Origin of the sequence: Iodobacter arcticus, from assembly GCF_042664895.1 — a bacterium.
GTDB classification, from domain to species: Bacteria; Pseudomonadota; Gammaproteobacteria; order Burkholderiales; family Chitinibacteraceae; genus Iodobacter; species Iodobacter arcticus.
Window position 1 is genome coordinate 38033 of record NZ_JBHTBQ010000044.1, and the last position, 20545, is coordinate 58577.

The 20545-nt window shown below is 48.5% G+C and carries 15 protein-coding genes; 6 read left to right on the plus strand and 9 right to left on the minus strand.

The features are described from left to right. Positions 1-9 precede the first annotated feature (9 nt). A complete protein-coding gene (gene rfaE1 / locus ACFQNF_RS17670; protein ID WP_380189227.1) occupies positions 10-933 on the plus strand; it encodes a D-glycero-beta-D-manno-heptose-7-phosphate kinase in 924 nt (307 codons plus the stop codon). 77 nt (positions 934-1010) lie between these two features. On the opposite strand, the gene ACFQNF_RS17675 is transcribed toward rfaE1, so the two are convergent. The 4 genes from ACFQNF_RS17675 to ACFQNF_RS17690 form a co-directional block, all read right to left on the minus strand. Next, positions 1011-2819: a GGDEF domain-containing protein gene (locus ACFQNF_RS17675; RefSeq protein ID WP_380189228.1), complete on the minus strand. Its 1809-nt coding sequence runs from the start codon at positions 2817-2819 to the stop codon at positions 1011-1013. Positions 2820-2924: 105 nt separating this feature from the next. After that, a complete protein-coding gene (locus tag ACFQNF_RS17680; RefSeq protein WP_380189229.1) occupies positions 2925-4103 on the minus strand; it encodes a DUF2863 family protein in 1179 nt (392 codons plus the stop codon). A gap of 102 nt (positions 4104-4205) precedes the next feature. Then, positions 4206-4745: a GNAT family N-acetyltransferase gene (locus tag ACFQNF_RS17685; RefSeq protein ID WP_380189230.1), complete on the minus strand. Its 540-nt coding sequence runs from the start codon at positions 4743-4745 to the stop codon at positions 4206-4208. Positions 4746-4869: 124 nt separating this feature from the next. Continuing rightward, entirely contained in the window at positions 4870-6450 is a 1581-nt protein-coding gene (locus ACFQNF_RS17690; protein WP_380189231.1) for a DEAD/DEAH box helicase, read from the minus strand. A gap of 391 nt (positions 6451-6841) precedes the next feature. Between ACFQNF_RS17690 and acnB the strand changes: the two genes are divergently transcribed. The 3 genes from acnB (at position 6842) to ACFQNF_RS17705 (ending at position 11413) form a co-directional block, all read left to right on the plus strand. After that, entirely contained in the window at positions 6842-9415 is a 2574-nt protein-coding gene (acnB, locus tag ACFQNF_RS17695; protein ID WP_380189232.1) for a bifunctional aconitate hydratase 2/2-methylisocitrate dehydratase, read from the plus strand. Between the two features lie 214 nt (positions 9416-9629). Continuing rightward, positions 9630-10742, plus strand: coding sequence for an aromatic ring-hydroxylating oxygenase subunit alpha (locus ACFQNF_RS17700; protein WP_380189233.1), 1113 nt, complete (start codon positions 9630-9632; stop codon positions 10740-10742). Positions 10743-10885: 143 nt separating this feature from the next. Then, positions 10886-11413 carry an outer membrane beta-barrel protein gene (locus tag ACFQNF_RS17705; RefSeq protein ID WP_380189234.1) on the plus strand — a complete coding sequence of 176 codons (528 nt, stop codon included), beginning with the start codon at positions 10886-10888 and terminating at the stop codon, positions 11411-11413. Between the two features lie 76 nt (positions 11414-11489). Here ACFQNF_RS17705 and mltA read toward each other — a convergent pair whose 3' ends face one another. From mltA to dnaE, 4 genes are all read right to left on the minus strand, one after another. Then, entirely contained in the window at positions 11490-12656 is a 1167-nt protein-coding gene (gene mltA / locus ACFQNF_RS17710) for a murein transglycosylase A (RefSeq protein WP_380189235.1), read from the minus strand. Then, positions 12653-12898 carry a PhaM family polyhydroxyalkanoate granule multifunctional regulatory protein gene (locus ACFQNF_RS17715; RefSeq protein WP_380189236.1) on the minus strand — a complete coding sequence of 82 codons (246 nt, stop codon included), beginning with the start codon at positions 12896-12898 and terminating at the stop codon, positions 12653-12655. Before ACFQNF_RS17715 ends, mltA begins: the two co-directional genes overlap by 4 nt. 69 nt (positions 12899-12967) lie before the next feature. Further along, positions 12968-15238: an NADP-dependent malic enzyme gene (locus tag ACFQNF_RS17720; RefSeq protein WP_380189237.1), complete on the minus strand. Its 2271-nt coding sequence runs from the start codon at positions 15236-15238 to the stop codon at positions 12968-12970. A gap of 97 nt (positions 15239-15335) precedes the next feature. Beyond that, positions 15336-18773, minus strand: a complete 3438-nt coding sequence (gene dnaE / locus ACFQNF_RS17725) for a DNA polymerase III subunit alpha (RefSeq protein ID WP_380189238.1) — start codon at positions 18771-18773, stop codon at positions 15336-15338. Positions 18774-18896: 123 nt separating this feature from the next. Here dnaE and ACFQNF_RS17730 point away from each other — a divergent pair, with 123 nt between their 5' ends. After that, complete coding sequence (locus tag ACFQNF_RS17730; RefSeq protein WP_380189239.1) at positions 18897-19082, plus strand: YjfB family protein; 186 nt, start codon at positions 18897-18899, stop codon at positions 19080-19082. A gap of 117 nt (positions 19083-19199) precedes the next feature. Beyond that, positions 19200-19766 (plus strand): phasin family protein, encoded by a 567-nt coding sequence (locus tag ACFQNF_RS17735; RefSeq protein WP_380189240.1) that lies wholly within the window; start codon positions 19200-19202, stop codon positions 19764-19766. Positions 19767-19826: 60 nt separating this feature from the next. Here ACFQNF_RS17735 and ACFQNF_RS17740 read toward each other — a convergent pair whose 3' ends face one another. Then, positions 19827-20111 (minus strand): hypothetical protein, encoded by a 285-nt coding sequence (locus tag ACFQNF_RS17740; RefSeq protein WP_046350134.1) that lies wholly within the window; start codon positions 20109-20111, stop codon positions 19827-19829. Between the last annotated feature and the right edge of the window lie 434 nt (positions 20112-20545).

Consider the following 20545-nt stretch of genomic DNA (forward strand, 5'->3'; position numbering starts at 1 on the left):
GGCAAAAAAATGCTGCAACGCGCTGTTGCAAAGGCGCGTGTGATGGTGGTGGGCGATGTAATGCTTGATCGCTATTGGTTTGGCGATGTAGAGCGTATTTCGCCTGAGGCACCTGTGCCGGTGGCGAGAATTCGTCGTACTGAAGAGCGTGCAGGAGGTGCCGCCAACGTGGCGCGTAATATTGCGGCACTCGGCGGGCAGGCTTATCTTTTGGCTGTGATTGGTGACGATGAGGCAGGGCGTAGCTTAGAAGACCTATTGCTTACTGACAAAGTAAACACTTATTTTCACCGTGATTTGAATATTGATACCACGGTGAAGCTGCGTGTACTGGCAAGGCAGCAACAATTATTGCGGATTGATTTTGAAAGCGAGCCAAGCCATGAAGTTTTGGCTGCGAAGCTAGATGATTTTAAAGCGCTCTTGCCGAATGTTGATGTGGTGATTTTGTCTGATTATGGTAAAGGTGGTTTGCGCCATGTGCAGATGATGATTGAAATTGCCCGTGCCGCAGGCAAAACCGTGCTGGTTGATCCTAAGGGCGATGAGTACGAGCGCTACCGCGGCGCGACTTTGCTAACGCCTAATCGTAGCGAGTTTAAACAGGTCGCTGGAAAGTGGAAAACTGATGACGAGCTGGCAGAAAAAGCCGAGGCCTTACGTGCTTCCTTGGATTTAGATGCGCTGCTTGTTACCCGTAGTGAAGAGGGCATGACTCTGTTTCGCAAACAAGGCGTCGTGCATAAGCCAACTCATGCGCATGAAGTGTTTGATGTGTCAGGTGCTGGGGATACCGTAATTGCCACCTTGGGCTTGATGCTGGCAGCGGGTCTGGAGCTGCCAGAGGCAATGGATTGGTCGAATCGTGCTGCCGGTGTAGTGGTGGCTAAATTGGGTACGGCGGTGGTGGATCCTGATGAGCTATTTGCTTAAATAAAGTAAGAGTTGATCTGCTTTTAAAATAAAAAATGCCGCCATGGTTATGGCGGCATTTTTTATGGCAATGAGGGCTATCTTAAGGCTACACCGGTAGGCGTTTCGGCGATTTCTACGCGGTTTTTCCCTAGCTTTTTTGCCTGATACATGGCTTGGTCTGCGCGCTCGATGACTTGATCTCTTACTTCGCCGGGTAAAACCAGCGCAACACCCGCACTAAATGTAATTAGCAGTTTTTCATTATTATTCAGAAAAAAGCGTTTGGTGAGTTCGCGTTGTAAGCGTTGCACCACGCTTACCGCCTCATCAATGCCTGTTTCTGGCAGAATCAATACAAATTCTTCGCCACCATAGCGAGCTACAGAATCGCTGGGGCGCAAAAGATCTTTCACTACAGAAACCAAGTGCACAAGTGCAGCATCACCGGCAGCATGCCCTTGGCTATCGTTTAATTTTTTAAAGTTGTCGATATCCAATAAGCCAATGCTGAGTGGGCTTTCGCTGCGTAAAGCTCTTGCCAGCTCTACATCAAATATTTCTTCTAAACCGCGGCGGTTTAATGCACCTGTTAGCTGATCAGTACGTACTTTCTGGCTAACGTGCGTGAGCTCTTGTTCAAGCTCAAGAATGCGGTGTTGGGCATGGTCGGCCTGAGCACGGGCTTCGATCAGATCATCCCGTGAGCGGCGCACATCAAGCTGCATGCTGCGTGTGTCACCAAGCAGGGACTCCAGCACATCTTTGATGCTGCTTAGATTGTTGGCCTGTTGAATTTGCTCGGTATATTCACTGATTTTGCTGTGATATTGATCGGTGCTATCAGACATCACACTTAAGCGATCAATAAATGTGGCAATCATGTTTTTAAGGACGGTTTGCGTTTCTACAAGGTTGTGTTTAATTTGCCCTTGTTTGAATAAAACTTCTTTTAGTCCTGCCTCAGCATCATAAATCACTCGCATATCCAAGGGCTGCGCCATAATGGCTTGTACAACGGCCACTTGCCCGCGCACCCACTCATCTTCAATAACAACTTCCGCCATATTGTCAGTTAATAAACGCAGCAAGCCCATTAAGCCGTCGCAAAGTCGTATTTCCTGATCATTTTGCAGTTCTAACCGCAACCAGAATTTACGTAGCCGTGGCATGAGTTTTTGGGTGCCTGCCTGATTAGTCACCGTAGCCACTTCGGTGGACAGATTGGCTGCCTCTTCTTGTAAGTCAACGTTATGAGTCAGGCGGGCTTCAATGCCTACGGTGAGTGCAAGGGTGAGTGCATCTCGCCAATCCCGCCAATCTCCATCTTCTGCCGAGGGGGCGGTGTTTGCTGTTGCGTTGTTGGCCGGGTCAAAGCTGCTGTCTGATAAGGCTTCGGGGCTTTCTCCGCTTTCTACACTGGCACCGGCCCATGCCTTGATCAGTGCGGATAACTTTTCATTAAGGGAGCTGGCGTCACTGCCAAAATTAATCAGTACTTTTTCTAGTGATTCTTGCTTACGGCTGGGGGTGTAAACAGGGTTGCGTAATTCCCATTGACGGATGAGATCACGAATTAAATCTGCCCAGCTGCGGCTTAGGCCGGTTTGCCCACCTTGGCTTTCAATGCTGCGAATAATTAAGGCAGGCATATTTGCCCAGTTGGATTGACTGGCGTGCTTTTGTATCTGTTCAATATTGCGGTGTAATTCAGGGGTTTGTCTTGGAAAGGCCCCCATGCTGGCGATCAGTCCTTTAATTGCAGGATGTAATCTGTCGCGCTCAGTGGTCCCGGCAATTTCATGATAAATCGACTCGTAATGATCGGGTGTGGGCGGAACACGGCGCGTTGTGAGCTGCTTGAGCGTTTCACGAGCAATATCAGTGGGATTGCTGAGCTTTTGCATGGCAGGTCATTTCAGTTAAGTGGCACAGTAATTATAGTCTATCAAGGTCGGCCGTGTGGCTTGCGTTGCAGTGGCGAGCTTGCCGTTCGCCACTGCTGTTTGATTTTAATGCAGGTGAGGTGAGGGTGTGTCGTTGTTCTCTGGTGTTTCTATATGTAATAGATCGCCATCTAAGCTGGGGAATAGCGGGTTGCCGCAATCATCGCATTGATCCATGGGAAAAGTGTGCTCGTGAATTACGATATCGGTGATACCTGATTCACGTAAAATGGTCTCAATTTCGGCGATGCATTCGGTGTGCTCATCTTCTCCGTCAAGGAGTGGCCAGACCACGCCGTGCAGCATGGGCTCTTCATTGCGTCTTATAAACCCAACCCGGTATTCTTCCAGGCGTTTGCCATGGCATGCGGCAATGACGCAGGTGAGCTGCCGTGCTTCAATATTGAGTAGTAATTGTAGAAATGACACTGTGGCGCGAAGCGAATAGCCCCTAGAGGCGCGATCAGATTCCCGCCAAGCGGCAAAGTAGGAAACGGGCAGGAGTGATTCCATTGCGCAGCCGGCAAATAAAGGCTGCAGTGAGCTTAGCCCTTGCTTTTGCCATTGAGCCAATACTTCTTTGCGCGTACTGCCCTCGTCCTCTTGCCAGCGAAACAGGGCTTGTCCCTTGGGTGCAGCAATGGCCCCCAATAAATAACGGGTATCAGTTAAAAAGGCGGCGGGTTCTGCACTACTGGCTTGCTCGCATGCCAGTGTGCCATTTTCTGCAGTTAGCTTGGCTAGCATTTTGCTCAGCTTTGCGGTGTTGCAATAGCCTTGGGGGAGCTGATCGGGGCTAAATAAAAAATCGGCCAAAGATAAGTGAACGCCTTTGGCAAAGACTTGCTCACTTAAGTGTTGGCGTAAATGCTGTGTACGTTCATCGCCGAGTGGGCCGGAAGGGATATTAAATCGTGACCAAGCTAATAGAGGCACGGCAAACAACACCGTTTGGCACTCTTGTTTGTTGATGGTGATGCTCTGGGTTTCTGTGCATGCTTCAACGAGATCGGCTAGCTCATTCCATGCTTGTGGATCTGTTTTAGATAAAGTATCTAGAGCACTGTTGAGCGTGTCTTCATCTTCGTCAGCAATGATCTCTTCGAGTAAATCGACGAGCTTATCTTGCCAGAAGCGATCTTCTGCAAGGGTGCATGACAGGGATAGGCTGCTGGCAATGTGGATGAGTTCATCAACTTCAGCTGCACCACGGCTACGGCGAACGGTGCGAGGGCGTTTAGTCATTTTCTCGTTTGATCGTGGTTTATTTAATTGAAATGAATATGCGTTTAATTTTTTTATAGAAAATTGAGTGCTAAGGCAAGCGGGCTGGTTTTTTTTGTGCGCTTATGGCGATATTTTATGGGTGGAATAAAGGTTTGCTTCAAGATAGTGCGTATCAGGCCCGTAGCGATTGAGCTTGTTTATTATTTTGTTATTAAGCGGCTCAATGAGGGTGAATCCTTGTTTTAGCCAAAAATGCTTTGCGCCCGCAACTGCAATCAATCGCAGATGGGTAAAGGGGTGTTGCTGTGACCAGGATAAAGCGCTATCCATTAATAAACGGGCTAATCCAGCTCCTTGTGCCTTGGGGTGAACGGCTAAGTCGTGAATAAAATGAATATTGCAGTGAGTGCTGGCAGGGGGGAGTGGTGCGTTTAAATCGGGAGGGGTATCGCCAGACCATGGATGAGTCAGTAAATAGGCGGATACTTCTTCTTGGATGGTTGCAACCCAGCAGCTTGCAGGGGATTGCTGGTGCTTTGCGAGTAAGTGGGCGGCATCTTCGAGTAGCTCGGCAGGGTAGCAGGCACTCTGGATATCCATGATTGCGGGGATATCGCTAGGGTTGAGGTGACGAATGCGTGTTAGATGCTTTGTTTTCACGGCTTAGCTCATAAGTAAAAACAGCCCATCGAAAGGATGGGCTGTTCATTTAATCTAAAGACGCTGATCTGATTGCTTGCGAACAAGCGCCAGAATAAGGGTTAGATTCAATGGCTAGATACGCTTACCAGCTAGCGCGGCGCTGGCGTGTTTCACCATTGCCGGCCGGGCGTTCTGCTCGTGGCGCGCCGCGGTCGCTGCTACCATTGCGAAAGCTACCTGGGTTGCTGCTGGTATTACCAGCGCCGCCGCCGAAGCTGCCACGTGCTTCACGTGATTCGCCACCTGCATTGCCACCAAAGCTGCTGCGCTCGCCTGTGCCACGGCTATCTGCACCGCGTGATTCATTGCGACGCTTGTCGCCATAGCCACCGCCGTTGCCTGCACCACTACCTGCACCGTAGCCGCCGCCACCATTGCCTGAGCCTGAACCAGCGTAACCGCCACCACCTTGTGGACGCTTACCTTTGTAGCCACCGGAAGGCTTGCGATCGCCGTAGCCGCCTGTGCTGCCGCCTTGACCTGGCTTGAAGCGTGCTTCAAGGCCTGGCATGGAAACAGTGCCGAAATCGATGTTGTAACGACGACGGATGCGTGTCAGCAACATGAAATCGTTTTTAGTAACCAGTGAAATGGCTTTACCAGTACGACCAGCACGACCAGTACGACCTACGCGGTGGATGTAATCTTCAGCAAAGCGTGGCAGGTCAAAGTTCAATACCAAGCCAATACCAGCAACGTCAATGCCACGGGCAGCAACGTCAGTTGCAACCAAGATGTCGATTTCAGCGCGACGTAAACGATCTAAAGTACGGCGACGATCACGTTGAGCCAAATCGCCGTGCATTGCTGCAGCGCGGAAGCCTTCCAGCTTCAGCCATTCAGCCAAGCCATCAGCGTCTGCTTTAGTTGCAGTAAATACAATCGATTGTGTTTCGCTGGCTTCTTTTAACAAGGCTGCAACCAGTTTTTGCTTGTGCTCGTAACCGTCAGCGTAATGAACAGCTTGCTCGATTTGTGGCTGAGCGCTAGCAGTTACTTCCATTTCAACTAAGCGTGGGTCACGCAGCATTGGGCCGGCAAAGCGCTGTACTGTTTCTGAAAGTGTTGCAGAGAACAGGGCGGTTTGACGATCTTTCGGCATTGCAGAAACAATCGCTTCAACTTCGTCAATGAAGCCCATGTCTAACATGCGATCCGCTTCATCCAGAATCAACATATCTAAACGACCAAAGTCAATACGACCACCGCGCATCAGGTCAGATAAGCGACCTGGTGTAGCAACGAGTACATCGTAAGGCTGGGCTAACATACGGTTTTGTACTGGGTAAGGAACACCACCCACTACGCAAGCAACCTTGCAACGTGGGATGAGTTTGCAGTAATCTGTAGCAACTTTAGCAACTTGCTCAGCAAGTTCACGTGTTGGTGTAAGAACAAGAACGCGTGGACCACGTGCATTGTGCTTAGCTGGTTTAAACAGCTTGTGCAGGGCTGGCAATAAGAATGCAGCAGTCTTACCTGTACCTGTTTGAGCTGATGCCATCACATCATGGCCAGCCATCAGTAATGGAACTGCAGCAGCTTGTACTGGAGTCGGTGTGGTGATACCAAGCTTAATCAACTCTTGCACTAATTCAGTGGCAAGACCCATTTCGGCAAAAGCGTTAGGCGTAGTTTCAGAATGAGTTTCGCGATGTGGCATGAATATTCCTTTGAATATATCCCGCGGCGAGCGGGAAGACGGGCGCATTCCGGAAGTAAATACGGAAACCGGCCGTCAGCGTTACATCGACGCTAACCGGTCAATCCGCATCTCATACAGCACAGGCGGGGGAAGGTCAGGGTACGATGGGGATTTGTGCGATAAAGCACAAAGAAGGTTGCGGATCATACCTATGAAGTAGCATAAATGCAAGCTAAATCGTCTTAGCCTCTTTTAGGGCAAGACGAATGGTGGTCTGTGGGGGGGCTTTTTTATTGTAGTGCAACAAAAGTCGTTACACTTTGATTCACATCTAAAAGCCAGACAGGTAAAATGTCACTAGTCTGAGTTTTTCTCGACACTATCCCATCATCACTTGAAAGGTCCAACCGTGCTAGAAGTCTATCGTCAGCATGTTGCAGAGCGCGCAGCACAGGGTATCCCAGCGCTTCCACTGAATGTGTCGCAAACAGTCGATCTGATCGAGCTGTTGAAAAACCCGCCCTTGGGAGAAGAGGCCTTTCTTGTCGATCTGATTACTTACCGTGTGCCTGCCGGTGTAGATAATGCTGCCAAGGTAAAAGCATCCTACTTAGCCGCCGTCGCGCATGGTAGCGAAGTATGCAGTTTAATCAGCCGCGCTAAAGCCACAGAATTATTAGGTACCATGTTGGGCGGTTTTAATATTACGCCACTGGTTGATTTGTTAGATGATGAGAGCGTTGCCGCAATTGCCGCTGCCGCACTTTCTAAAACATTACTTATGTTTGATGCATTTCACGATGTAAAAACGAAAGCCGATGCAGGTAATGTCTTTGCCAAGCAAGTTTTACAATCTTGGGCTGATGCGGAATGGTTTACCAGCCGCCCGGCTGTGCCTGAAAAAGTAACGCTGACGGTATTTAAAGTATCTGGCGAAACCAATACCGATGATTTGTCGCCAGCACCGGATGCTTGGTCACGCCCAGATATCCCATTGCATGCGTTAGCCATGCTAAAAAATCCGCGCCCGGGAATTGTGGCCGATCAGCCAGGCAGCGTTGGCCCGATCAAGCAGCTGGATGCGCTCAAAAACAAAGGTCACAAAATCGCTTATGTTGGCGATGTAGTGGGTACAGGTTCTTCACGTAAATCAGCGACCAACTCAGTACTGTGGTTTACAGGGGACGATATTCCTTATGTGCCTAATAAGCGCTTTGGTGGTTTTTGCCTAGGCACAAAAATTGCGCCTATCTTCTTTAATACCATGGAAGACGCAGGTGCTTTGCCGATTGAAGTGGATGTCTCTACGCTTGAAACCGGTGATGTGATCGATGTTTACCCATTGGAAGGCAAAATCGAGAAAAACGGCGTAGTTGTTTCAACCTTCAGCCTAAAAACCGATGTATTGCTGGATGAAGTACGCGCGGGTGGCCGTATTCCTTTGATTATTGGCCGTGGCTTAACCGATAAAGCCCGTGAATCACTGGGCTTGGTTGCATCGACCGTATTCAAACGCCCAGTTGCACCGATTGATTCTGGCAAAGGCTTTAGCTTGGCGCAGAAGATGGTGGGTAAAGCCTGTGGCGTAACAGGCGTTCGTCCGGGCACATATTGCGAGCCACGTATGACTTCGGTGGGTTCACAAGACACCACCGGCCCGATGACCCGTGATGAGCTAAAAGACTTGGCTTGCCTTGGCTTCTCGGCTGATTTGGTGATGCAATCGTTCTGCCATACCGCGGCTTATCCAAAGCCTGTGGATGTGAAGATGCACCACGAATTGCCAGAATTTATCTCGACTCGTGGCGGTGTATCGCTGCGTCCAGGCGATGGCGTGATTCACTCATGGCTTAATCGCTTATTGCTGCCAGATACCGTGGGCACGGGCGGCGACAGCCACACCCGCTTCCCAATCGGCATCTCCTTTCCAGCAGGCTCTGGCTTAGTGGCTTTTGCTGCTGCAACTGGCGTAATGCCGCTTGATATGCCTGAATCGGTGCTGGTGCGCTTTAAAGGCGAAATGCAGCCAGGTATTACGCTGCGTGATTTGGTGAACGCCATTCCGCTGTATGCCATCAAGCAAGGCTTGCTGACGGTAGAAAAGAAAGGCAAACAAAATATTTTCTCCGGCCGCATCCTTGAAATCGAAGGCTTGCCTAAGCTGAAAGTTGAGCAAGCCTTTGAATTGTCTGATGCATCTGCTGAGCGTTCTGCTGCGGGTTGTTCGGTGCAGCTTGATAAAGAGCCGATCGCTGAATACCTCACTTCAAACATTACCCTGATGAAGTGGATGATTGCTGAAGGCTATGCCGATGCCCGTACCTTGGCGCGTCGTATTGCTGCAATGGAAGAATGGCTGGCTAACCCTGTGCTGATGCAACCCGATGCGGATGCTGAATATTCCACGATTATTGAAATTGATCTGGCCGATATTAAAGAGCCGATCGTCGCTTGCCCGAATGATCCGGACGACGTGAAATTCTTGTCTGAAGTGGCTGGCGATACGATTGATGAAGTGTTTATTGGCTCATGCATGACCAATATCGGCCACTTTCGTGCGGCTTCTAAATTACTTGAAGGCAAAAGCGATATCCCAGTTCGTTTGTGGATTGCACCGCCAACCAAGATGGATGCTCAGCAACTGACAGAAGAAGGCCATTACGGCGTATTGGGCCGTACTGGCGCACGGATGGAAATGCCAGGTTGCTCATTGTGCATGGGTAACCAAGCACAAGTGCGTAAGGGCTCGACTGCGTTCTCTACATCGACACGTAACTTCCCAAATCGCTTAGGGATTGATACCCGTGTTTATCTGGGCTCGGCTGAGCTGGCTTCAGTTTGCGCAATGCTGGGTAAGATTCCAACGCATGCAGAATACCTCGCAAATATTGGCATTCTTGAGCAAAAATCGGACGAAGTGTACCGCTATCTGAATTTTGATCAAATCAAGCGCTATAGCGATATTGCAGCAGAAGTGAAGTAAAAAGACGAAGCCACCACTTGTCATGTGAGGTGGTGGCTTTTTAGCTAGATAACTTGCCTAAAGTGGCTTGTTTCGGCGAAAATCACGATCCTTTGCGAGTCGGGCGCCATGCCCGGCTTTTTTATTGATGGCTTGCCCGCCCATCTGATGCTCGCTGTGGATACAGCGGCAGTGGCAAGACCTCTTAGACCTTCTCTTTTTGGGGGTGTGGGATATGTCCAGCGTGGCAAATATTGCCCTTGTGCAAGACACAATCGTTAATTCACAATTGCCTGTAAGCGCTTATTTTGACGAGCAGCTTTATCAAATAGAACAAGCACGTTTATTTGCCCACGGCCCGCGTTATATCGGCCACGAATTGATGGTGCCCGAAGTGGGTGATTATCATGTGCTTGAAGCCGATCATCACGCACGATATTTAAAGCGCAGCGAAGGCGGCATCAGCCTGCTTTCTAATATTTGCCGCCATCGTCAGGCCTTAATGCTCGAAGGGCGAGGTAATCAAGCTCATACTGTTTGCCCCATTCATCGCTGGACTTACGATGCAAAAGGGCAATTGCTTGGCGCGCCGCACTTCAAAAAAAATCCTTGCCTGCATTTACCCAGCACGCCTTTGCAAAGTTGGAATGGACTGCTTTTTGAATCTGGTCGCGATATTGAAGGCGATTTAAAAAACTTGGGCGTAGCTAAAGATTTAGATTTTTCTAAATATGTATTCCATAGCGTTGCCGTAGATGAATACGAAGGCAATTGGAAAACATTCATTGAAGTTTATTTAGAAGATTATCACGTCGATCCATTCCATCCTGGCCTTGGGCACTTTGTTGAATGCGCTGATTTGGCTTGGGAATTTGGCGATTGGTATTCGGTGCAAACCGTTGGGGTACATAACGCATTAGCTAAACCCGGCTCGCAAGTCTATGCCGACTGGCATTCCGAATTAATGCGCTATAGCCAAGGCAAAGCGCCTAAACATGGCGCGATTTGGCTGACTTATTATCCCAATATAATGGTGGAGTGGTATCCGCATACCTTGGTGATTTCAACCATTATTCCAACGGGGCCACGCAGCTATAAAAATGTAGTTGAATTTTATTACCCGGAAGATATCGCATGGTTTGAGCCTGAGTTATTAGCAGCAGAACAGGCTGCTTATACAGAAACCGCCGTTGAGGATCAGGATATTATCCGTAGAATGGAGGCGGGCCGCAGTGCGCTCTATGCAGCAGGGCGTAATGAAACCGGGCCATATCAAAGCCCGATGGAAGACGGTATGCGTCATTTTCATGCGTTTTTACGGCGGGAATTAGGCGGCGTAATTCGTTAGCACAATTATTTTTAAAATGGCAGCCCAGCGCTGTCATTTTTTATTGGCGCAGAAAGCATAAGGAAATATTTTGTATTTGCTGTGTAATTGTGCGGTAGAATAAATGCCACGTAATTAAATACACTTTCTATTTAAGGAATACGATGCGATTACTGAGTGCGCTACTTTGTTTGTTGATTGCAGCTCATGGCCATGCCGAGATTAAACCCGGCGTAATGATTGATTTTGCAGCAGGAAGATCGCAGCACTCCAATAGCCGCACATCAGAATACGATGCGGCTTTTTCCGGACAAATTGCCTATCAAATTAATCCATATTTTGCAATTGAAGGGCAGTTTGTTGCGCTTGGTATTGTTAGCCCCTTATTTGATAGCTTGACAACGATGTTTGATAAAGAAGCTTATTACACGCCCAGCGCCAATTATGGTGTTTCTGCGATTGGCAGCCTGCCGATTAATGAACGCTTCGATCTACAGGCAAAATTAGGCATTGGTCGCACACGTTTTGAAAGCGGACGCTTAGGTGCCAAAGATTATTATAAAACCGATAGCAATGTGGGCCTTGCATTACGTATGGCATTAGGCAGCCATTGGGCTTTAAAGATTGAACATCAATATTTTAATCAGGCAAAAGTAAATACCACTCTTTTGGGTGGTCAATACCATTTTTAAGCAAATATAGATGAGGGTTTGATACCCTCATCTATAAATATGCAAAAAATATCAGATTGTTTTTAAGATGCGGCTATTAATCCGCCGCAGGCAGGGGGTGATCATTGGGCCAAAGCAGCCAAAGTTGCCCACTTTGTTTCATTTTCCCAGCCAGCTCACCTGCAGCATCGCCTGTACCCCAAAAAAAATCAGCGCGTACCGTGCCATGAATCGCCCCGCCCGTATCTTGGGCTGCGACCAGCCGGTGAATGCCTCCACCGTTATCCGGCCTCTCCGTTGCAATAAAGGCCATACTTCCCAAAGGAATTATTTTCTTATCAACGGCAATGCTAAAGCCCGCGGTTAAAGGGATGTTTTGCGCTCCAACTGGGCCGTCATTCGAGGGAGGCAGGGTGCGAAAGAAAACATAACTGGGGTTGCTATCAAGCAGTGTTTCTATTTGCTCAGGATTTGCATCAGCCCAGCTTCTGATCGTTTGCATCGAGACATCGGCCGCTTTTAATTTTTCTTGCTCAACCAGCCAACGCCCAACGGGTTTATAAGGGTGCCCGTTCTGATCTGCATAACCTAAGCGCAATTCCTTGCCATCTGCTAAACGTACACGGCCAGAGCCCTGTATTTGCAAAAACTGCACATCCATAGGGCTTTCCAGCCAAGCCAAAACGGGTGCATCAATATTGTTTTTTACGATATCGGCACGATTAAAATAAGGGACTAATTTATTGGCGATTACCCGGCCACGCACCCGCTTGCCTTTTAGCTCAGGGTAAAGTGCTGCCAGCTCTACCGTAATCATATCCTTAGGAGGCGCGTACACGGGGTAGGGGGCGAGCGTGGTTTTTTGTAAACTGCCTAGATAGACTGGCTCGTAATAGCCGGTAATCAAGCCAGTTTGGCTGCCATCAGCATTGGTGAGCTGATAAGGGCTAAAGCGAGATTCAATAAATTGTTGCGCGCTCTGAGCGGGTATGTTTTTGGCCTCGCTGCATAATTTAAGCCAAGGCTGTTGTTTTAATTTTGGGCAGGATTTTTGCCAGGCTGCAAAACTAGCGTTTAAATCGTCTCCTGGCCAGTTAGGCAGCTTTTGCCAAGTGCTGGGCTGATAAACAGCGTGAGCAGGCTGAGAGGCTGTTTGCTTTGGTAAAGAAGGTGCTGTTGGAGAAGGAGGAGTGGCACAGGCAGTAAAAAGCCCCGCAGCAAGGGCGGCGAGGCTGAGGGAGCGACTAGAGCGAATATCAATCATGGGTCCTTTGGGTCGAGTCCTTGTTTAAAAGCAGCAATTCCTGCTTTTTGCATTTCTAAGGTTTTAACCGTGATTTGCAGCATGCCTACCTGCATGGAGAGCCATTGCTCTACCGTGCGGCATTCTGCAATTTTACGATCAATTTCTTCGATCGTCATGGGCGGAGTAAAAGGGCTTCCCGCTGCAGACTTAAAAAACTGGGTAAACAAGCCGAATGGATCATTAGGGTTGTATTCACTCATATCGTTCCCTTCGCTGAAAAATAAAAAACCCGGCATCTTACAGGCAGAAATGCCGGGCTTACTTTACAACTAGTCTCTGGCTGCAGCTTCTACTGCGGCCAAAGCCGACATATTGACAATGCGGCGTACTGAAGCCGTTGGCGTCAGAATATGCACTGGCGCAGCCAAGCCCATTAACATCGGGCCAATCGTTACGCCATCACCGCTAGTCATTTTCAATAAATTGAAGGAGATATTGGCGGAATCCAGATTAGGCATAATCAATAGATTTGCCTCACCTTTCAGTGTGGATGTTGGAAATACTTGCTGACGTACGGCTGCAGACAAAGCGGCATCGCCATGCATTTCGCCATCGACTTCCAGATCTGGCGCGCGTTCACGCAAGATGGCCAATGTAGCGCGCATTTTACGTGCCGATGGCGTATCCATGCTGCCAAAATTAGAGTGGCTCAGCAAGGCAACCTTAGGCTGAATACCAAATTTACGCACGGTATCGGCGGCCATCAGGGTAATCTCGGCCAATTCTTCAGGATTTGGATCGTGATTAACGTAAGTATCTGTGATAAATACATTGCCCGTTGGCAAGAGCAAGGCATTCATTGCCGCAGTGACTTTGGCACCTTTACGTAAGCCCAAAACATTGCTGACATACCAGTGGTGTCGCTGATACTGACCATAAGTACCGCAAATCATGGCATCCGCTTCACCACGCTTTAGCATCAATGCACCGATCAGCGTAGTTTTACGACGAACTTCAGCTTTGGCTAGCTCTTCTGCCACACCGCGACGCTTCATAATGTCGTGGTATTCCATCCAGTATTCGCGGAAACGCGGGTCGTCTTCTTGATTACACAGCTGAAAATCTACACCTGCTTTAATTCGCAAGCCGAGCTTTTCAATGCGATTTTCAATAATGGCAGGGCGGCCAATAATAATCGGCTGGCAAATGCCCATATCAACTACTTCTTGTACAGCATGCAAGACACGCTCGTCTTCACCCTCGCAGAAAATGACCCGTTTATTGGCTTTTTTCGCGGCAGTAAAGACTGGGCGCATAAATAAATTTGATTTGTATACGAATTGCGTCAGCTCTTCGATATACACGCTCCAGTCTTCAATCGGGCGGGTTGCAACGCCTGATTCCATTGCCGCACGTGCTACAGCAGGGGCAATTTTGATAATCAGACGTGGGTCGAAGGGTTTTGGAATCAGGTAATCAGGGCCAAAGCTTAAATTCTGGCCACCGTATGCATCGGCAACGACATCGGATTGCTCAGCATGTGCCAATTCAGCAATCGCATTCACCGCAGCATGCTTCATCGCTTCATTAATCGTGGTCGCGCCAACATCTAGCGCCCCACGGAAAATAAACGGGAAGCAAAGTACATTATTAACTTGGTTTGGGTAATCCGAGCGGCCAGTACAAACAATCGCATCGCTGCGTGCGGCACGCGCATCCGGCGGGGTGATTTCTGGATCAGGATTAGCCAGCGCTAAAATCAGCGGGGTAGCTGACATAAGCTGAATCATATCGCCGGTAACAAGACCCGCGCCTGACAGACCCAGGAAGATATCCGCACCCACCAGTGCATCTTTAAGCGTGCGTGATTCTGTGGTTTGCGCGTAGCGCTGTTTGGTTTCATCCAGCGGGCCGCGGCCTACAAAAATCACACCTTTGGAATCGCAAACGGTCACGTTTTCACGTTTTACACCTAAGGATATCAGTAAGTCTAAACAAGCAATGGCCGCCGCACCGGCACCTGAGGCCACTAGTTTTACTTCGTCAATTTTCTTGCCGATCAAACGTAAGCCATTTTTAACGGCAGCACCCACAATAATCGCAGTGCCATGCTGGTCGTCGTGAAAGACGGGGATTTTCATCCGCTCACGCAGCATTTTTTCAACGTAGAAGCATTCTGGCGCTTTAATGTCTTCTAAGTTAATCCCGCCGAAAGTGGGCTCAAGCGAGGCAATGATTTCAACGAGCTTTACAGGGTCTTTTTCATCGATTTCGATATCGAATACATCAATTCCGGCGAATTTTTTAAATAAAACGCCTTTCCCTTCCATGACTGGCTTGCTCGCCAACGGGCCGATATCGCCTAGGCCGAGTACTGCAGTGCCATTGGTGATGACCGCGACTAAATTGCCTCGCGCAGTAAGGTTGCGCGCTTCGTTAGGATCTTCAACGATGGCATCGCATGCAGCCGCAACGCCTGGAGAGTAAGCCAGCGCTAAATCGCGTTGGCTTGATAAAGCCTTAGTAGGCATAACCTGAATCTTACCTGGCTTAGGAAAGCGGTGATATTCGAGGGCTTTCTTGCGAATTTCTTCGTCCATATTTGTATCCCTTGTCAAAAACTGATGTTCGGCTTAGATGCTGTGCTTTCTTTAAGCATGTTGTAATCAGGTGTTTCAGTAGTTGTTAAAATTGTGTTTAAAACTTAACAGAAACTGATTCATTTCCTAGCCAGCTTTTTAATTCTGCCAGTAATTCATCGTGCAATGTAATTCTCCAGCTTTCACCCAGTGAAAGAGTGCAGGCTGCGTCTGTATTTTGGTAATCCACTTCAACGGGGCACTCTCCACCACGGTGCAGCGCCAGCAAGTTTTTAAGACGCTGGGCATCCATGCCTTGGCGCATTCCCAGTGTCATGCTGCGCGCAAAACGGCTGCGCGCTTCTGCAATATCATAAATGGTATCTGCAATAATGCGTAAGCCTCCTGAAAACCGATCTTCGGAAACCTTGCCTTCAATCACTAAGAGCGTGTCTTCTTTAATTTTGTTCCGGTTGGCTTCAAATACTTCGGAATAAACCGTGACATCACGGCGTGATTTGCCATCATCCAAGGTCACAAAAGCCATTCGGCCACGCTCGCCGTTTTTAATTCTTAAGCCACTCACAATGCCGGTCATCATTTGTGGCGTGCGGCTTGGCTCTAAGCGCTCTAAAGACGATTTAATAAACTGGCGAATGCCTTTGGCGTGGGCATCAAAAGGGTGGCCGGAAATATAAAAACCAACTGCATTTTTTTCTTCGGCCAGCTTTACCCGCTCATCCCATAGAGGCGCTTCAATAATGGCCACTTGGGGCACATCAACGGCTTCGAGCATATCAAACAGACTGGATTGATTTTTATTGGCTGATTCGCTTTCAGCCAAAGCCATCGCCTGCTCTACATTGGCCAAAAGGCGAGCACGATGATCATCGATCTGATCAAATGCCCCCGCACGAATCAAGGCTTCTAAAGTACGTTTATTGACTTCGCGCTTTTCGGTGCGGCGGCAAAAATCATATAAATCAGTGAATGGGCCGTTGGTTTCTCGCTCGCGCACAATCATTTGCACGGCAGATTCACCTACACCTTTGATTGCACCAAGTGCATAGCGTATTTCCTTGCGTGAAACGGGCACAAACTTATGAAAGCTGTGATTCACGTCGGGCGGCAATAAAGTCAGTTTATTGGTTTCGACGCTATCGTCATAAAACACTTTAAGCTGATCGGTATTGTCGAGCTCCGAGCTCATGGTGGCGGCCATAAACGCCGCGCAGTGATGCGCTTTTAGCCAAGCAGTATGGTAGGAAACCACCGCGTAAGCTGCCGTGTGCGATTTATTAAAACCGTACTCGGCAAACTTCGCCATCAAGTCAAATAGCTGCTCGGCAAGCTTAGGGTTGTAGCCTTTTAGCGCCGCACCTTCAGCGATTTTTTCGCGGTGCTTAGCCATTTCATCGGCGTTTTTCTTCCCCATGGCGCGGCGTAACATATCCGCACCACCGAGGGTATAGCCACCGATAATTTGCGAAATCTGCATCACCTGCTCTTGATATACGATCACACCGTAAGTGGGGTCGAGGCAAGCTGTCAGGTCTGGGTGAAAGTAATCAACTTCTTCTAACTTGTTTTTACGGTTAATAAAGGTATCCACCATCCCCGAGCCCAATGGGCCAGGACGATAGAGCGCCAATACCGCAATAATATCTTCAAAACGGTCTGGCTTTAGCTTGGCCAGCAGCCGCTTCATTCCGTCCGATTCCACCTGAAACACGGCGGTGGTGTTGGCATCCCTAAAGACTTTATAAGCGGCAGGGTCTTCAAAACCGAGCAGCATTAAATCGGGAGCGCTGCCTTCCATATCGCGGATATAGCTTAATGCCAGCTCAATAATGGTTAAGTTGCGCAGACCCAAAAAGTCGAACTTAACCAGACCGATTTTTTCAACATCGTCTTTGTCGAGCATCGAAACCGGTGCCGAATCCGCACCAGAAGCTAAGTAAATCGGGCAAAAATCGGTGATCTTGCCGGGCGCAATCAAGACGCCCCCTGCGTGCATGCCGATATTGCGCGTAATTCCTTCCAGCTTTTTAGCCAGCACCCACAGCTCTTTCACTTCGTCTTCAGTTTCAACGCGCTGCTTTAAAATGGGCTCCATTTCCAGCGCGTCATCCAGGCTATATTGCTTGCCGGGCGCAGCAGGGATCAGCTTGGATAAGCCATCACAAAACATATAGGGCAGATCAAGCACACGGCCCACATCGCGTACCACAGCCTTGGCGGCCATCGTGCCAAAAGTAGCAATCTGGCTGACCGCCTCAACGCCATACTTCTCACGCACATATTCAATGACCCGCCAGCGGTTTTCCTGACAAAAATCGATATCGAAGTCGGGCATGGAAACGCGTTCAGGATTCAGAAAACGCTCAAACAGCAGGGCATAGGCCGTAGGGTCGATATCGGTAATGCCCATGCTGTAAGCAACTAAGGACCCAGCTCCCGATCCACGGCCGGGACCAACAGGACAGCCATTGTGCTTGGCCCAGATAATAAAGTCGGCAACGATCAGGAAGTAACCTGGAAAGCCCATTTGCACAATGGTATCGGTTTCAAACTTGAGCCGATCTAAATAACGCGGGCGCTCGGCATCACGCTTGGTTTCATCCGGATAAAGTAGTTGCAATCGGGTTTCTAAGCCGCGTTTGGCTTCAAAAACAAGAAAATCATCCAGCGTCATGCCGTCAGGCGTAGGAAAATCCGGCAAATAGTTTTTGCCGAGCGTAACTGATAAATTACAGCGCTCGGCAATCGCCACACTATTGGCGAGGGCTTGCGGCACATCGGCAAACAGCTCGGCCATCTCGGCCGTAGATTTAAAATATTGCTCTTCGGTAAAGAGGCGAGGGCGGCGCTTATCCGACACCATATTGCCTTCGGCAATACAAACACGCGCTTCGTGTGCCTTGTAATCATCCCTATCCATAAACTGCACAGGGTGGGTAGCCACAACGGGTAAATCCAGATCTGATGCTAAATCCAAGTGTCCTTGCACGCTAGGCTCGCACGTTGGAAAGCCCGTGCGTTGCAGCTCCAGATAGAAACGATCAGGAAAGGTATCTGCCCACCAGAGCGTTGCTGCCAGAGCCGCATCGTATTGCCCGGCAATCAGAAGTTGGCCAATTTCACCCAGCCCTGCGCCTGATAGACAAATTAGCTCGCTGTTATCGCCGTTCGTGAGCCATTCTTTTTTAAGCTCGGCACGACCACGGTATTGGTTATTACGAAAAGCATTCGATAGCAGATCGCAAAGGCGGCCATAGCCTGCTCGGCTTTTGCAAATCAGCAGAATACGAAAGGGCGTGTCCCGATCGTCTGGGTTCTCTATCCAGGCATCAATACCGACGATGGGTTTAATTCCGGCCTCGCGACAGGCTTTATAGTGTTTCACCATGCCGAAAAGGTTCATTAAATCCGAAACGCCAAGCGCAGGCATGCCGCCTGACTTGGCCGCTTTCACCGCATCATTAAGGCGGACGATGCCATCGGTGACTGAAAACTCGGAGTGGAGACGTAAATGGATAAAGGAGGGCGAATTCATGCGCGCATTTTATCACTCATCAGCCGCGAAGCGGCTCAAAGATGGAGTAGATAATTTCACGCAGAAAATAAAGCGGCCCAATGCTAGAATGGGAGTCAACAAATCCTTGCTTAGAGGTGATTTATGGATGTTTCCGCAGCAAGTGCCAGTGGCGCTGCAACCGTGCAAAGCACTGCAGCCCTTATGGTGATGAAAAAAACCATGGATATTCAAGCACAATCAGCGCTTAGCTTGCTTGATGCCGTGCCTGCTGCACCTAAATACAACAACCCCGCAGGGCTTGGAAGCGTTGTAGATACAAGGGCTTAGCTCTGTTTTTGTGTTGGAATTTGAATATTTTGTTGCACTGCACAAAATTGTTTGACTCCCCTGAATGGTGCATTCATAATGAATTGCATTGTTGCACTGCACAACCGGAGAAAAACCATGTTCAAAGACCTATTTAAAGCCCCACAATTCAACACCACACAATTTGCGGACCTAAGCCAAGCCAATCTGAACAAAACACTACGTCTGACCAATATTGCATTGAGCAGCGTAGAGCGTTTAGTTAATCTGCAAATTGGTATCACTCGTGATTTGATGGCAGAGCACGCAGAAACAACGAAAGCGCTTTCAAGCGTAAAAGATGTACAAGGCTTGGTGGCATTTCAGCGTCAGCTTGCTCAGCCATCCGTAGAAAAAAGTATGTCGGTGGCTCGTAATGTATTTGATGCGGCAAGTGCAACTCAGCAAGAACTCAACAGCCTGATCGAAGAACAAGTTTTAGAATTCAACAAAAACCTGCTGGCTACTTTAGATAAAGCCACTGAAAACGCACCAGCAGGCTCAGGCGTTGCTGTAAACGCATTGCGTAATGTCGTTGAAACTGCCAGCAATACCTATGATACAGTAAGCAAAACAGGTCAAAAAATTGCATCTGAACTGGTAAGCGCAACTGTAAATGCAGCTGAAGCAGGCGCAAAAGTGGTTGCAACAAAAGCAGCAGCATAACTTATTTGCTTTAGCCGTAAAAAAAGACACCGCTGGTGTCTTTTTTTGCATTTAATTTACTTAAAGTTGCTCAATCAATCGATCTAGCAGTTGGCCCATTGTCAGGCCTTGTTCCGCGGCAACCCGTTTTAATTTTTCACGCGTTGCAATATCTACCATTGCATTAAATTGCACTGGTGTCGTTAAACTCATATTTTTTAAACCTGCTTGGAAGCGCGCTTTTCTACTGGCTCTCTGGCGCTCGGCAGCCGTCATCGCCCGCTCGCCAAGAGGAGGGCGGCCACGTCGCTTGGCTGTTGGCATGCCAGGAAGTTCAGCTGTTTTAGTATCTTCGATCTGACGCATATTACTTTGTGATCATTTAAGGCGGACGCCATTTTAGTGACTGATTGTATCTCTTGTCACGTTTTGAATGTGTGGCTTTTACCTTAGGCAATAGATTGACAAGTGTAAACGCTAATAGAACAAAGGCATGGCGAGCAACTTGTCCCAATTAATCCTTCTTAAAAAAACCAAACTCGCGTTATAAAACAATCAAATGCGCTTGTTTTTCTCGCTAAAAAACAAGGCAAACACGCACTCGCCCAATTTATACCGCAAATATGGCTGATAAATATTGTAGTTTAAAGCCCCATAAATAAACTGAGCAGCGGTGTGGTTTTTTAAGCGCTTAAAGAAACATCTATTGTGTAGAACGGATACGTAATATTGTTCTTTTAATTTTATAAGGCACAATATTGTATCTAAGCGACTCTGCGAGGGAAGGGAGATGTCTATAA

Bases quoted from the DNA above. Each gene is read 5' to 3' on its own strand.
- ACFQNF_RS17730 (WP_380189239.1), top strand. From the start codon at position 18,897: ATGGATGTTTCCGCAGCAAGTGCCAGTGGCGCTGCAACCGTGCAAAGC.
- ACFQNF_RS17715 (WP_380189236.1), bottom strand. From the start codon at position 12,898: ATGAGTGAATACAACCCTAATGATCCATTCGGCTTGTTTACCCAGTTT.
- ACFQNF_RS17740 (WP_046350134.1), bottom strand. From the start codon at position 20,111: ATGCGTCAGATCGAAGATACTAAAACAGCTGAACTTCCTGGCATGCCA.
- ACFQNF_RS17705 (WP_380189234.1), top strand. From the start codon at position 10,886: ATGCGATTACTGAGTGCGCTACTTTGTTTGTTGATTGCAGCTCATGGC.
- ACFQNF_RS17675 (WP_380189228.1), bottom strand. From the start codon at position 2,819: ATGCAAAAGCTCAGCAATCCCACTGATATTGCTCGTGAAACGCTCAAG.
- ACFQNF_RS17680 (WP_380189229.1), bottom strand. From the start codon at position 4,103: ATGACTAAACGCCCTCGCACCGTTCGCCGTAGCCGTGGTGCAGCTGAA.
- mltA (WP_380189235.1), bottom strand. From the start codon at position 12,656: ATGATTGATATTCGCTCTAGTCGCTCCCTCAGCCTCGCCGCCCTTGCT.
- ACFQNF_RS17690 (WP_380189231.1), bottom strand. From the start codon at position 6,450: ATGCCACATCGCGAAACTCATTCTGAAACTACGCCTAACGCTTTTGCC.
- ACFQNF_RS17700 (WP_380189233.1), top strand. From the start codon at position 9,630: ATGTCCAGCGTGGCAAATATTGCCCTTGTGCAAGACACAATCGTTAAT.
- ACFQNF_RS17735 (WP_380189240.1), top strand. From the start codon at position 19,200: ATGTTCAAAGACCTATTTAAAGCCCCACAATTCAACACCACACAATTT.
- ACFQNF_RS17720 (WP_380189237.1), bottom strand. From the start codon at position 15,238: ATGGACGAAGAAATTCGCAAGAAAGCCCTCGAATATCACCGCTTTCCT.
- dnaE (WP_380189238.1), bottom strand. From the start codon at position 18,773: ATGAATTCGCCCTCCTTTATCCATTTACGTCTCCACTCCGAGTTTTCA.
- rfaE1 (WP_380189227.1), top strand. From the start codon at position 10: ATGCTGCAACGCGCTGTTGCAAAGGCGCGTGTGATGGTGGTGGGCGAT.